Source organism: Ramlibacter albus, from assembly GCF_014297445.1.
Lineage (GTDB): Bacteria > Pseudomonadota > Gammaproteobacteria > Burkholderiales > Burkholderiaceae_C > Ramlibacter > Ramlibacter albus.
Genome location: NZ_JACORU010000001.1, coordinates 279,484 through 292,346, shown reverse-complemented (window position 1 = coordinate 292,346; position 12,863 = coordinate 279,484). Strand labels below are relative to the sequence as shown.

At 62.9% G+C, this 12,863-nt stretch carries 16 protein-coding genes; 6 read left to right on the top strand and 10 right to left on the bottom strand.

The window, feature by feature from the left end; translation table 11 throughout:
• Nucleotides 1-225: 225 nt before the first annotated feature.
• The 4 genes from H8R02_RS01375 to H8R02_RS01360 all read right to left on the bottom strand — a co-directional run bounded on the left by H8R02_RS01375 (nt 226) and on the right by H8R02_RS01360 (nt 4,070).
• Complete coding sequence (locus H8R02_RS01375; RefSeq protein WP_187079550.1) at nt 226-1,167, bottom strand: PD-(D/E)XK nuclease-like domain-containing protein; 942 nt, start codon at nt 1,165-1,167, stop codon at nt 226-228.
• A gap of 8 nt (nt 1,168-1,175) precedes the next feature.
• Complete coding sequence (locus H8R02_RS01370; protein WP_187079549.1) at nt 1,176-1,502, bottom strand: hypothetical protein; 327 nt, start codon at nt 1,500-1,502, stop codon at nt 1,176-1,178.
• A gap of 383 nt (nt 1,503-1,885) precedes the next feature.
• Nucleotides 1,886-2,956, bottom strand: a complete 1,071-nt coding sequence (locus tag H8R02_RS01365; RefSeq protein WP_187079548.1) for a ParM/StbA family protein — start codon at nt 2,954-2,956, stop codon at nt 1,886-1,888.
• A gap of 13 nt (nt 2,957-2,969) precedes the next feature.
• The gene (locus H8R02_RS01360) at nt 2,970-4,070 is read right to left on the bottom strand and encodes an integrase domain-containing protein (protein WP_187079547.1); all 1,101 of its coding nucleotides are present in this window, start codon (nt 4,068-4,070) and stop codon (nt 2,970-2,972) included.
• 856 nt (nt 4,071-4,926) lie between these two features.
• On the opposite strand from H8R02_RS01360, the gene H8R02_RS01355 reads away from it, so the two are divergent.
• Nucleotides 4,927-5,280, top strand: coding sequence for a hypothetical protein (locus H8R02_RS01355; RefSeq protein ID WP_187079546.1), 354 nt, complete (start codon nt 4,927-4,929; stop codon nt 5,278-5,280).
• Nucleotides 5,281-5,299: 19 nt separating this feature from the next.
• Here H8R02_RS01355 and H8R02_RS01350 read toward each other — a convergent pair whose 3' ends face one another.
• Entirely contained in the window at nt 5,300-5,689 is a 390-nt protein-coding gene (locus H8R02_RS01350) for a hypothetical protein (protein WP_187079545.1), read from the bottom strand.
• Between the two features lie 1,061 nt (nt 5,690-6,750).
• Here H8R02_RS01350 and H8R02_RS01345 point away from each other — a divergent pair.
• Nucleotides 6,751-7,107 (top strand): hypothetical protein, encoded by a 357-nt coding sequence (locus H8R02_RS01345; protein WP_187079544.1) that lies wholly within the window; start codon nt 6,751-6,753, stop codon nt 7,105-7,107.
• A gap of 8 nt (nt 7,108-7,115) precedes the next feature.
• Here H8R02_RS01345 and H8R02_RS01340 read toward each other — a convergent pair whose 3' ends face one another.
• On the bottom strand, nt 7,116-7,334 hold the full coding sequence (locus H8R02_RS01340) for a hypothetical protein (RefSeq protein ID WP_187079543.1): 219 nt from the start codon (nt 7,332-7,334) through the stop codon (nt 7,116-7,118).
• Nucleotides 7,335-7,599: 265 nt separating this feature from the next.
• Between H8R02_RS01340 and H8R02_RS01335 the strand changes: the two genes are divergently transcribed.
• Genes H8R02_RS01335 through H8R02_RS01320 form a run of 4 tightly spaced genes read left to right on the top strand, consistent with a single transcriptional unit; the run spans nt 7,600 to nt 9,155 of the window.
• Complete coding sequence (locus H8R02_RS01335) at nt 7,600-8,226, top strand: LysR family transcriptional regulator (protein ID WP_187079542.1); 627 nt, start codon at nt 7,600-7,602, stop codon at nt 8,224-8,226.
• 33 nt (nt 8,227-8,259) lie between these two features.
• A complete protein-coding gene (locus H8R02_RS01330; protein ID WP_187079541.1) occupies nt 8,260-8,454 on the top strand; it encodes a type 2 periplasmic-binding domain-containing protein in 195 nt (64 codons plus the stop codon).
• Between the two features lie 11 nt (nt 8,455-8,465).
• Complete coding sequence (locus H8R02_RS01325; protein WP_187079540.1) at nt 8,466-8,798, top strand: hypothetical protein; 333 nt, start codon at nt 8,466-8,468, stop codon at nt 8,796-8,798.
• 12 nt (nt 8,799-8,810) lie between these two features.
• Complete coding sequence (locus H8R02_RS01320) at nt 8,811-9,155, top strand: hypothetical protein (RefSeq protein ID WP_187079539.1); 345 nt, start codon at nt 8,811-8,813, stop codon at nt 9,153-9,155.
• Nucleotides 9,156-9,306: 151 nt separating this feature from the next.
• Here H8R02_RS01320 and H8R02_RS01315 read toward each other — a convergent pair whose 3' ends face one another.
• From H8R02_RS01315 to H8R02_RS01300, 4 genes are read right to left on the bottom strand one after another with little or no spacing between them, the layout of a single operon-like run.
• Nucleotides 9,307-10,542 carry an HlyD family secretion protein gene (locus H8R02_RS01315; protein ID WP_187079538.1) on the bottom strand — a complete coding sequence of 412 codons (1,236 nt, stop codon included), beginning with the start codon at nt 10,540-10,542 and terminating at the stop codon, nt 9,307-9,309.
• A 25-nt stretch (nt 10,543-10,567) separates the two neighbouring features.
• Nucleotides 10,568-12,094, bottom strand: a complete 1,527-nt coding sequence (locus H8R02_RS01310; RefSeq protein ID WP_255429119.1) for a DHA2 family efflux MFS transporter permease subunit — start codon at nt 12,092-12,094, stop codon at nt 10,568-10,570.
• On the bottom strand, nt 12,091-12,579 hold the full coding sequence (locus H8R02_RS01305) for a MarR family winged helix-turn-helix transcriptional regulator (RefSeq protein ID WP_187079537.1): 489 nt from the start codon (nt 12,577-12,579) through the stop codon (nt 12,091-12,093). Before H8R02_RS01305 ends, H8R02_RS01310 begins: the two co-directional genes overlap by 4 nt.
• Before the next feature lie 2 nt (nt 12,580-12,581).
• Nucleotides 12,582-12,860 carry a hypothetical protein gene (locus H8R02_RS01300; RefSeq protein WP_187079536.1) on the bottom strand — a complete coding sequence of 93 codons (279 nt, stop codon included), beginning with the start codon at nt 12,858-12,860 and terminating at the stop codon, nt 12,582-12,584.
• Between the last annotated feature and the right edge of the window lie 3 nt (nt 12,861-12,863).

Genomic DNA, 12,863 nt, shown 5'->3' with positions numbered 1-12,863 from the left:
ACAACATGAGTGCTCGAAACAAGGGAAGGAAGCGGGGGCCGCCCGTCGAGGGCGGGGTGTGCGTGTGGGCTCGCCCATAGGCCGCCCGTTGATGTGGTCCCTTGCGGTCGAAAGACCCGGAACCCAGTTGAATGACGACCTTGCGTCGTCTCGAACTCACTTGGAGCCGCAATCAAATGGTATTCGGGGAGGAGTTCGGACGTCAAACGATTCGGGTCACGTTGCCTAACCGAGTCCGGCACGCCAGTCCTGATGGCCTTCGTTTCCGGCCACGTACTGCTGCCAAGGCTGGATCTCCAGCGTCGTGCTGCAGCTCAAGTCCGGCCAGTGGCGCACCATCGTGCAGGCCTTGTAGGTCGTCAGGCACTCCCGTAGCTTGGCCTCACCGTTCTCCAGGAAGGTCTTGCCGGCAAGATGGGTGCACACGGAATTCGGCGCAGCCGTCTCCGCGGAGATGAAGATGAACGGAGCGGACCCCGTTGTGCCCTCGAAGGAAGCACGTGCAAGTGAGTACAGATAGGCTTGCAGGTCGTAGGAGAGATCGACCGCATCACGCGCGAAAGCCGACCTTGTGGCGTGTCTCGTCGTCTTCAAATCAAAGCTGAATTCCGGATGGTATGCGTCGAACCTCACGCGCAGCCGCAATCCGGTGATGGGCTCCGTGAAGTAGATGCTGCACTCCGTCTTCGACTCCTCTATGAAGTGCGTGAGCGGCCGGCCGCGAAAGCGCGTCGTCGCGATCTTGTGAGCCAGTTCGCGCGCCTTTCGGAGCGTCGGCTCGTCGATCACGACCCGATGGGAGTTGCGCGCAGCGAAGGCCTTGTAATCGCGGTCGCGCCCATCGGCAACCCCGCAGAAGACCGCAACCTCGGCGGAGAGGTTCTGCGGCTCCAGCACCAGCAGATGAACGACGGTCCCGAAGTCCTTCGCAGGAGAGGGTTTGCCGGGCTCCAGCAGTGAAGCCTGGAAATGAGCGGGCGAGACCAGAAGCGGCTTGAGCATCGAGCAGCTCAATGCCTCCCGGTCCGCGTGATAGACCGATGCAGGCAAGTCGCAGTACATCGCGCTCCTCGCGTCCTTACCCGGCCGGCACTCGTATGCTTCGAGCGCGCTGCCAGCGAGTTGCCGCACACCCGCGAGCGCGTCGTCGAGCGAGATCCAGTCCATCTGGGCGCTCACTCGAATTGGCCTTTACGAACCCGCAGGGTCAGGCGCAGCACAGCGCGGAGGTACACGATGCGCTGCCGCAGCGTCCGCGGCTTCACCCAGTCGCGTACCCGAAGGTCGTCTACAAGTCGCTCGAGGATGGGATCGAGCTCGGAGGCTTCGCCTCGGCCCGCAATCTGAAAGTCTGGCGCTAGCTGGCGCAGCCGCTCCTTCAGCAAGTCCCGGCCGTAGATCGAGTCGAGAAGCCAGTGGCGCGCCTTCGCGGTCGCCAGCGCACGCGTGAGCCATGCCGGAGTGCAGGAGGGTTGAAGATTTGAAACTTGGATGTGGTTCATGGTTGTTCCTTTCGCAAGTTCAGGCTCCCACGAGTTGCGACGATGTCAAGACACGACCCCTGCACTTCAAGAAGCGCGGCGTGGTGGCGTGCTCATTTGCAGAAGATTCCAGTCGGCCATCGCCGCGAGTGCGCCCTCCGGCCCTGGGGCGGCGGTGGGTGCTGTCGAAGTCGCCGCCTGGCTCGACAAGTGCGCTCCCACCGATCCCACTGCAATGGATCGCGTCCCAAGATGTACCTCGCCTCCAAGCCGCAGGAGGTAAGTCACCTCTCGCGCTCGCGTCTTCGCGTCCAGCGACTGGAGCCACTCGTACAGTGGCCCCATCGCTGGATCGAGCGAGACGCGATGCTGGAGACGCCTTCCAGGCCTTGCGGCCACCTTGTTCACCAGCCCTTCGCGGAAGCGAGGTCCGCCTCCGCAACTACTTGGAAGCCACGGACATTGGAGTAGATCGGGTCGACGTCCATCCGCGTGATCTTCTTCAGCCGGGGATACCTCTTCTGCAAGCGCGCGCTGAACACCGAGGCTCCGCCACCGGTGAACAGCAGGTGATCGACATCGTCCATCTTGCCCACTGCAGTGAGCATCTGGTCGATGGACTCATCAAGCACTTGCTCCACCGCCGGCCGGTGTTCGGCCATCTGGATTTCCTGCCCTTGCACGGTGAAGCTGGAGCGTTGCTCCCGGATGGCGCGATCGATGCGATCGACGATGGCGGGCTGGTCGCGCCAACCCGGGTCCAGTCGATCCGCGACAGCGTAAGCACAGGCCAGCATCGCTTTCGGATACGCACCCGAGCGCTCCCAGTACGGAGTGGTCCGCTCGGAGAGATACCAGTCGAGTGTGCCGCCGCCAGGGTCCACGACCATCGTGACACCTTCCAGCGGCTTGCCTCCGTTCGTGTAGCCGAAGTGGATGATCGTGCCCTGCGGCTGGACGATCACACGGGCCTGCTCCACGGTAACGCGCCGCTCGTTGGCACCGGCGCCGACCACGTGTTCGCCGACGGCTCGATCGCGAAGCGCCTGAGCTGCATCGAAGTACGTGTTGAGAGGCAGCCCCAGGCCGAGCCGCCGGATCACAACGTCCTTGGCATCGCCCGCATCGCCCGCATCGCCCGCGATGCGCCAAAGCGCGCCGCGCAGAAGTGCGAGATAGCGGTCGCTGGTCGCGTAGTCCTCTTTGACCAGCCGGGCATCGGTACCACTTCCACGCTGGGCCGCGCCCGGACCGACGAAGTAAGTAACGCCGTTGATAGGCACGACGCAGCCGTCCGGTTGCGCTACGCCTTCCATGTGCCTTGCAGCGCCGGAACGCAATACAGGTGCGATGGCGGGAAAGTTCCCGACCGGTGCGGGCCCACCATGAGAGGCCGGGCGGCCGAGGGTGAACTTCACATTGAAATATCCCACGTCGATGCTGCGGGCGCCGATCACGAGAGGCGACTGATTCATTGGTGTTTCCTTACTAGTTGCTTTTGCCGCGGCCGTTCGGCGCGCCGATGTAGGCGTACGTGATCTCGCCACGCTCGTGGCCCATCTGCCGCGCGATTTCGAGGACGGCACTCCGCACGAGATCAAAGTTCTCGCCGTAGACCGTGCTGTCGACATCGCGCATCACGGGCGGCTCCAGGCCGGTGAGTTCGCGAAAGAGATCGCAGGCGAATTGGTGGCGAAGCCCGTGCATCGTCACGCCCATCACCTTCCTGCTGACCCCGTGCTTGCGGGCCAGGTACGTCATCCGGTTCTTGACCGCGCGAAGCGACTGCGTCGGATCCCCGAGGCTCCGGTTCGAGGTGCGCGCGGCCAATTGCTTCGCGCGCTCGAGCAACGCGCGCTGCTTGGCTGCCTTTTCGCCGTCGCGGCTGAGCTTGACGACGCGCTCCTTGCCGCCTTTGGTGCCACGCCACACCATCAAATGGTCGCCCTTGTCACTGTCATCGGGCACGATCTGGCAAGACTCGTTCAGGCGCAGGCCGAACAGCAGCTGCATCCGCAACTGGCAGCCGACCAACTCGTCTTCCTCCTCGATCGCGGTGATGATCTCTTCGGGGTTCAGGCCGAAATCGCGCCATCCTTTTGGAAACCTCGCGATGGCAGTCGGCCGGTCGCCGCCGACGCTGATGCCGTTGTCGCGCAGGATCCGGCGCCACTCGGCACCTTCCGGAATCGCGCCACGTTTCCCGGTCAAGTCCAGAAAGCGCCGAATGGTGCTCACATACTTGTTGATCGTCTTGGGCGCGAGGCCCAGGCTTTCCCAGTGCTTGCAGTACGCAATGACGTGCTTGCGTCGCAGGTCCTGCAAATTCTGGATCGGCATGCGGCACACGCGCGACAGGTCGATGGCGCGGTGCATCTCGCGGCCGAAGTCGTATTGCGTCTTGTGACTGATGGTCCGCTCGCGACCGAAAGCGGCGGGAATGTTCGAGCGGCGCAGCAGCATGTTGAGCTGCTTGTGCGGGTCGCCTGGTCGCTGATTGCACACCATCGCCGTATGCAGTGCAAGCGAGTTGCAGCCACGGGTGGTGCGTTTGCGGCGGGGGTGCCGGCGTTGATCGGGAGTCTTCATCAAAATTTCCTTTCAAATAAATGCGAGTGCTTGGGAAGCGAGGGGGTCTGGAGGCGTGAGCAACTTGTCCTGGTAGGCCGCAAGAGACTTGGCTCGCGGCGCCGCCCTCCGTGAGGAGGGCCACTGCCCGTACGGGCAGTGGGGTAATCGTCGAGACGTGTCGACGAGGCCGAGTGGGCGGCCATCCACGTGATGCGCGGCTAAGCGTGCATCTGCGTTGAGGTCTCCTTCCCGCGGTGCTTCAAACCGGGGGCCGGCCCTCTTGGTCCGCCATGGAGGTGGGCGTCAGTGCGCTTTCCATGGGTTCGGCAAAAAGACTCAGAACGGAGACAGGTCACCGTGCATCCTCGGCGATGCGCGGCCGGAACTCGCTATGTCCGGCGTCGATGACAAGTTGCTGGTGAGCCGGCCAATTCGACCGGACTCAATGTTGGGTGGCCTTTGACGGGGCCCGCCGTTGCCGCCTTGGCAGCAACGATCTGGTGAATGCAAGCTGGTCGCCTGCTGATCCCTGGTGGGAACGTGGGGAGGATTTTGAAGTACGAATTTCTAGCTGGCAAGCGATCCGGTCCTCGGGGGAGGTCCGGCCCTTCAGTCCAATACAGAGTGGGACTATCAGGCCTTGTAGATCAAGGACTTGCGTGCGCATTCAGCGGTTGAAACGCGATTGAAGTCGAAGCTGAATTGGGCAATCGGATGACGGAGGGGGCGTGGTGGTGCCAGCACGGTGGGCACAGCCAGCGGTCGTTGGCACAACACAGTTGTTCTCCGTGCCACGCACTTGAAAAACGAGGACTCCCACGTAGAAGTGTTCATGCGCGTCTTGCGCGAGAACAACTCAAAAGGGATCAATTCGATGTCTGCACTCTTCTGGAGGACGTTCGGCGGCCTCGGTCCGGCCTGCTACTTCCGGCACTTCTTCTTCGGGCTGATGTTTCCAGTGCTGATGTACTTCGGAAACAAGGACAACCTGTACCCGCCGGGCTGGCAGGCCTACGCGTACTCGGTGGTGAGCACGCTGCTGTACCCGTACTCGCGCTTCGTCTACGAAGCCGTGGCTGGGTTCGTCTTTGGCAGGAATGTGTTCTTCGTAAACGGTGGCGTGCTGCTCTTCGCCAAATTCGTCACGATGCTGGCGTGCTGGGTGTTCGCCGTGTTCGTCGCCCCGGTTGGGCTCTTGTACTTGTACGTTCGCACGGACGCAGATTGAGAGCCGGCGTCAGCGAGAATCAAGCTTTGAGCTTGTGACGCACAATGCTGCCGCGCCAAGGGTGGTTTTTCGGCGGTCCGATCCGGTCAAGGGCGTCGACCGGAGCAGATGGAAGTGGGCTCTGCGGCGTTGATGGGGGTGCATAGGTTTCGTCCTGCTCTCGCTCCTGGAGGAACGTACTTTCCGATGCACCTTTCACTGCGTCGATGTAGTCGACTTCCACTTTCGCGCTATTCACTACGACTTGCGCGATCTCGCTCATCGCCTTGCTGCGCTGGATCTCGTCCTTCAAGCGTTCCATCGGCGCCTCCTTGAGCGTACGCAGCTGCTCGATCAGCAAGGCTCGTACGTCGCTTATATGCTCCGGCTGGCTCGGGTCGACGATGGCGCCTTCTTGGTCCGGTGTCATTGGTCAGTTCTCTTTCTCGTCTGAGGATCGTGCGAGTGAGTTGCTTCTGGAGCTGCGCAATCTCGCGAGCCATGGGAGTTTCGGCGTTAAGCGGCAAGTTGTGGGCGTAGAGCCACGCGTTCGACTTCAAGAGGTCGAGGCGATCGGCCGCGCTGCGCACCGTGTTCACCCCGCATCCAAGCGTTTCCGCGATCTGCTTGTTGGAATAGTGGGGGTACATCTCGACAATGCGCGCCTCAAGTTCGACGTCGATCCGCTGATGCTCGTGTCGGCATTGCACGGAACAGTAGCGCGTCTTGGAGCTATTCGGCGTGCCAAGAAAGGGTGCTGCGCACGCGGGGTTTGTGCAGATCAATGCCAGGACGCGCATCGTTGGTTGAACCGCTTGGCTCACTCAAGACAATCCGGATCATTCTGATCGTGGAAGACGTGATGCCTGCGAAGACTTTGTTTCCGTTAATGGCAGAGTGCCGCATGTCATTCGATCGTCGGCGGAGGGCCACGTGAAGCCCTGCGCGAGTGAAGTAGATGCCTGATTCAGTCGAGCGTCACGTGCATTGAGCGCTGCGGAGGTTCACACTTCTTAGACGCGGTGACACTCGTTGCGTGGCGATTCGTGCCAAAAGGTCGAATCCGCTTGCCCCACGGAGTACTGGGTGGTCCGATTTTAGTTGTTGGGGGGTCGCAACCGGCCAAAGGGGCACTTCCCCTCGTGTTGCTATTCAGCTGAGGAATACTTATCGCACTGTGTTCTACAACGCAGACAGTCCGGAAAAGGATAACTCATTCGTTAGATCCTCGGACTTCGGCTCAGAAGTGACTGCAGGTCCGCGACGGAAGCAGTGCCGCTGAAGTAGGCCCAGGTCTGGCGCAGGCGATACATGTCGTAGCGCGGCGCGACCGAATGAATCAGCCCCCGGGCCTTGGCGGCCCCCTTAGCCAGCGGCATCGGGTTGGCCGGGCGTGCCCTTGCTGCTTAAAGGCGACGAGCCCAGCACTCGTTGGCTCAGGTAGAGCGTGCAGCCGGCCCAAAAGCCCCGCTATTGCAAGAGAATAGGCCCATGTCGTTCGACTTTGACTTCACTCTGGGGCCGCGATTTGCGACATTCACCGTGCGTGGACCGGCGACAATGGAGAACTTTGGCCAGCTGCTCTGCGAAGTTCACGTTCGAACGAACGACAGCCACATTACGCGCGTTATGGTGAACCTGCAGGCCACGGAAGGAGGGCCGCCTTTCACCGAACAGTTTCGTCTGGGCGAAATGGTCGCACTGCGACTCTCTCACCTGGAGCGGCTGGCGTCCGTAGTTCGGCCTGAATATGCGACTGGAACAAGTTCCAAGGTTGCGAATTCGCTCGGCTTTCAGCTCCGCGTCTTCACTGACGTACGCGCGGCGGAGGAGTGGCTTGCAACCTGACGTCGAATTCAGTCCTTTTTCTCTTCGAGTGACAGGACGTCAGAAAAACCTTCCCTAAGTGCTTTCGACGCGGCTGTGGTGCGTTCCACGGCAGCAAGCCAAGTCTGCCACGCACCTAGATCGAAATCCGCAGTCCCCGGGCCTTTGCCCTTCACAAGCGCGTACAAACGCTGCTCGTTCGCCATCGCATCCCGGTAATCGTCGATCAAGTGTTGGCGACGTTCCATAAGCCGATTATGCGACGTTCATGTCAATCGGGCACCTTTGCGGCGGACAGTGCCAACTGCCAACGTCCCGTCCTCGTATCACGTGCAGCCGCGAGTGCTGCCGGTAAGCGCACGCCGCTTGAACGCGGCCGAGCGACCTTGGCTCACGGTTTTCCAAGGCGGCCCGGGCATCGCCGATGAATGATGTGCATGACAACTGAATTGGATTGAACGACAGAACGCCCGACGCCCTAGACTAGGGCCCTCACCCGGCGCCGGACGTCCCATGTATCCCCCACAGGACATCGACCTCACCAACACGGACCTTAACCTTCTCGTCGTTTTCGATGTCTTGATGCGGGAGCGCAGCGTGGCGCGGGCGGCCCAACTCCTGGGTCGCACGAGTTCGGCCGTCAGCCATGCTCTGGCGCGACTGCGAGAGCAGTTCGGGGACTCGTTGCTGGTACGCCGCGGCACTCAAATGGAGCCCACACCGCGTGCCAAGGCGATGTGGCCGGCGGTCAAGACCGTCTTGGAATCGATCCGTTCGCTCCTGCGCAACCCGTCCGACTTCGAGTCCTGGCGCAGCAGCATCGTCATCCGCCTGGCCATTGCGGACGTTCACCCCGCGCTGTACGCCCGCGTCTTCAACGGACTGCGCGCGGCAGCGCCAGGCATGGCGCTTGTCTGGCGCCCTGTGCACGAGGGAACACTCGAAGAACTGGCCGACGGCGAGCTCGACTTGGCTATGCTGCCGAGACCGCGCGGTGGTCGCACCTCTCGGTGCAGACCGGGGACCGCTTCAGCGCTCCGGTGCTGGAGAGCACGCGGCGAGACCAGCTCGGGCGCAGCATCTGCCTGGTCATCCCTGAATTCGCCGCGACTGCTGAAGTTCTGGCGAACACCGACTTAATCGCGACGATGCCTCGGATGATGTTGCTCGGGGATGGCCCGGCAGCGGCCACTCGTGCTGCGCGAAGTGCCGTTCGAGCTGCCGGACCTGCAGATCGAGCTGTTCCAGAGCAAGAAGACCCAAAGCGACCCGGCCATCTCATGGGCCGCGGCGAACATCCGCCAGTCGATCCTCGAACTTTTCCGGCAGACGTGCGATGAGTTCGGCGAGGGCTGGGCGCCCACCTGAGGCGAATGCGCATGTTCCGGCGCTTGAAGTCGCCCCCACCCACTGCAGCCGCGAACTGGAACGGCCACTTTCGTGCCGAGGTGATCGGCGCTGCAAGCGCCACGCCGAGTCAGCGGCGGGCGGCCGAGGCAGCGGTCGAAGACAGCCTCATGAAGGCCCTGGGCAGCAGCGCTCTGGTTCGCAATGCCTATGCCGCCTGGCTTGACGCGGACGCCGCGTCAGCGCACGACGGTGACGTTGCGAAAGCCCGGTGGGAGTCCGCATTCGCCAACGCCACTTATCTGGCAGGCGCCGAGCTACCCGCAGCGGACTTTCGCGCGTTCTTCGTTATCCATCTCGCCTGAAGGGAAGCAGTCGTGGACCGGCCAGTTGTTGAGGTTATGGTCGATGGTCTTTTCGTATGCGTCACGCTGACCCGGAAAGCACCTTTCGGATCGATCCTGAAAGCCATCGATAAGGCGCCGGCGATGGCGGGCATGCTGCTTCTGATCGACGTGCGGACTTCACGGCTGGCGGACCCGACGATTCATGCGCTGCTTGGCGCGGAGCTGGCTCGCAAGTTCGCCCGTGCGCGGCGGGTGGCATTGGTGGTCGACGAAGACGTGATCAGCTACAACGCGGAGCGGGCAGCCCACGGACTGCTGGATCTGAGGGTGATCACCGACAAGTCGGAAGCAACCAGCTGGCTCTCGCGCGCTTGAGAGGTCAATTGGTCGCCGTTCAACCAGGAGCGTTGGGACCGAGCTGAGCATGAGGTGGCATGCGACTCCAACGAAAGAATGCACAGCTGCCTCCCAGACGACCAGTCCTACGAGCGCGTCAAAACTTGCAACGGTCCGGGACGCTTTTTACTCAATGCCTCGCGCGCGAGGGCGCAGTGCGGTTTGCATTGACGATTCGGCGCACGGCCTCGTCAGCGCCATCATCGCCGTTCGCGAAAACCGGTGTTTGCGCCTCTGACGCAGCCCTCGAGGCATCGGCAAGCGTCTTGCCCTCGGCGGAGCTGATGTTGACGGTCGCCTGCATCGACAGGCCTACGCGCAACGGATTGCTGACGACTTCCTTTGGGTCGAGCGCGATTCGGACGGGCAAGCGCTGCACGACTTTGATCCAGTTGCCCGTCGCGTTCTGCGCAGGCAGCAGGGCGAATGCCGCACCCGTTCCGACACCAAGGCCTTCGACCTTGCCGTGGAATTTCACTCGGCGTCCATACAGATCCGCTGTCAGCTCGACGGGCTGCCCAATTCGGATCTTGCGGACCTGGATCTCCTTGAAATTCGCCTCGACCCACACTTGCCGCAGCGGTACGACGGACATCAGAGGAGCACCTGCGGCCACCCTTTGGCCCAACTGCACGACGCGCTTGGCAACATAGCCGTCCACCGGCGCAGGGATGCTCGCACGACGCGCTGCGATCCACGCCTCCCGCAGCCTTGCAGCGGCGGCTTCGACCTGCGGGTGCTCTTCCACGCTTGCGCCCTGCGTCAGAGCCTGGTTGGAGGCAAGCTCCTCGCGGGCGGTGGCCGTTGACGCCTGCGCGGCCTCGAACGCGCTCTGCGCAGTTGCGAGTTGGGAATGAGCGTGCGCGAGCTCCTCCTTCGATATGGCGCCATTGGCCGCCAAGGGTGCGCGGCGGGCAAGATCATCTCGGGCACGCTGAAGTTCTGCGCGCGCTCTGTCGGCCTCCGCCTGCCGCAGTCTCACCTGCGCGGCCAGCTTGGCGTTGTTCGCGTAAACGGTCTGCACTTGGCGCACAGTCACCCCCAGATTGGCTTCAGCTTGCCGAAGCGCGATCTGCACGTCGGCCGGGTCGAGCTTCACCAGCGGCTGACCCGCCTTCACGTAATCGGTTTCCTCCGCATAGATGGCCAAGACCGTGCCGGCGATCTGCGGCGTGATCTGCACGACATTGCCCTGCACATACGCGTTGTCGGTGGACTCGTAGCGGCGCGCGACGAGCCACTCATACGCGCCCCAACCCAGTGCCATGAAGATGGAAAGTGCACTCACCAACAGCAGTCCGCGGCGCCGCCTCGGGTTGCCCAACTCGACACCACGTTCCGGCTTCGCAGCGCTGGCGTTTTCCATGGCGTCTCCTTTTCCCGAGAGGGCTTCAATGAGGCACGTCCGGGGAGCGGCCAGGAGCCTCTCGCCGCGCGATTCGGATCAAGGCAAGCAGCGGCATCGCCAGCAGCGCGAGGGCCATCATCATCCAAAAGTCGTTGACGTAAGCAATGAGGCTCGCCTGCCGCGTGACTTCGGCATAGAGCGCTGCCAGCCCTATTGGGGAGTCGACCCCCAGGCCAGGCGGCAAGTCCTGCAGGCCGTGGTTGCCCAAGTGCACGGTTGCCGCGATCTGCTCGTGTGCTTGCGCGGTGCCACGCGACAGCATCACCTGGACCATCGAGATGCCGACACTGCCCCCAATGTTGCGCAACAGACTGAACATCGGCGTGCCCTCGTTGCGAAGGTGGGGAGCAAGGGTTGCGAATGCCGCGGCAGACAGCGGAACAAAGGTAAAGCCGATGCCCAAGCCCTGCACGAAGCCGGACACTACGAACAGGGTACTGTCCGTCTGCAGCGTCACGCGCGTCATCTGCCACAAAGCCGCGGCGGTCAGCGCAAATCCAGTGGCCATGATGAGGCGCAGGTCCACGCGCTGCACCAGGCGTCCGACGACGACCATGGCGATCATCGTGCCGATGCCACGCGGCGCCGTGACTTCACCGGTGTACACCACGGGGTAGCCCATCAGGCTCTGGAGCATCGTGGGAAGAAGCGCCATGGTGCCGTACAGCACGATGCCGACCACGAAACCCAAGAACGACCCCGCGATGAAGTTGCGGTCGGTGAGCAACGCGCGGTTCAGGAACGACGGCCCGCGAACGGTAGCTGTGTGCACCGTGAACAGCGCCAGCGCACAGACGCAGGCGGCTGCCTCCAGGCGGATCTCCCAGGAGTCGAACCAGTCCTCGAGTTCGCCGCGATCCAGGAACATCTGCAGCGCTCCGATCGCCACCGAAAGCGTGACGAAGCCGAACACGTCGAGTGGCGCCGCTGCCGGCTTGTTCTCCGGCAGGTAGCGCACGATGCCCCACAGCGCGAACGCACCCACCGGCACGTTGATGAAGAACACCCAGCGCCAATCGAAGTTCTCGGTGAGCCAGCCTCCCAGCAGCGGACCGAGGATCGGCCCCACCATGATGCCCGCGCCCCAGATCGCCATGGCCTGGCCGACCTTGTGCGGCGGGTTGATGTCCAGCAGGACCGCTTGCGACAGTGGCACCAGCGCCGCGCCGAAGATTCCCTGCAGAAGTCGCGCAGCCACGATCGTCCCCAGGGACCCTGCCAACCCGCACAATGCGGATGCGGCCGTAAACCCGATGACCGAAACGATGAACACGCGCCGGCGGCCCCACTGCGCACACAGCCAGCCCGTGATGGGCAGTGCAATGGCGGCGGCGACGATATAGGAAGTCAAGACCCACGTGATCTGGTCCTGCGACGCCTGCAGACTGCCCTGCATGTGCGGCAGGGCCACGTTCGCAATTGTGGTGTCGAGTGCCTGCATGATCGTCGCCAGCATGATCGACAGGGTGATCATACCCTTGTGCGGGTGCGCAGCGTCTACGGCTTTCATCCGCGGGGCTCTTTCGGAGACTGTGCGTCGTCGCCGCGAATCAACTGCTCGCGAATTCGTCCGAGCATCTGGAGCAATTGCCTGCGCTCGGCCACCGACAGGGGCGCGAGCACCTCGAGCGTCAGCCGGTCGCCAATCTGCAGCGCGTCCTGCAAGGCCTTGTGCGCCTTGGGCCGGATCCGAAGTTCATTGACACGCCGATCGGTAATGGAAGCTTGCCGGGTGATCCAGCCACCCGCCTCGAGGCGCTCGCACATCGTCGCAATCGCCATCGCGCTCACGCCGACACGGTCCGCCAGTTCCGCCTGCGACAGGGGCGTATCTCCTTCGTGGGCGGCCAGACTGTACAGCAGCCGGCATTGAGCCTGCGACAGGCCCAGCTGGGATCGCGCCCGCTCGTCGAAGCTGCGCGCATACAGGCGCGACAGCTCGGTGACCAGGAAGCCGAAGCGGCGGGAGATTTCGGGGGCACCGCGAAAAGCCATGGTCAAAGCCGGAAAAGCGTCAGACCCAATCCGAGGGTCGTTTGCCGATGGTTTTCGTCAAGCAGCACCTGAGGCGAGTCTGCGGAAACCTCAGCGTTGCTGGCACATCGCGTCATCTCGTGGCCATCTTTCCTGCTGCCGTCGACGCGATGGAACACCTGCGCGACCCAGCCTCCGTTGCCGCGGTCGACGCTGGCGGCCGCTTGCCTCCGGTTCCCGCTTGCGGCGCCATACTGGCAGGTGCTCTGTGCCAACGCCGCACTGTTGAGAGTATCCGTCATGGG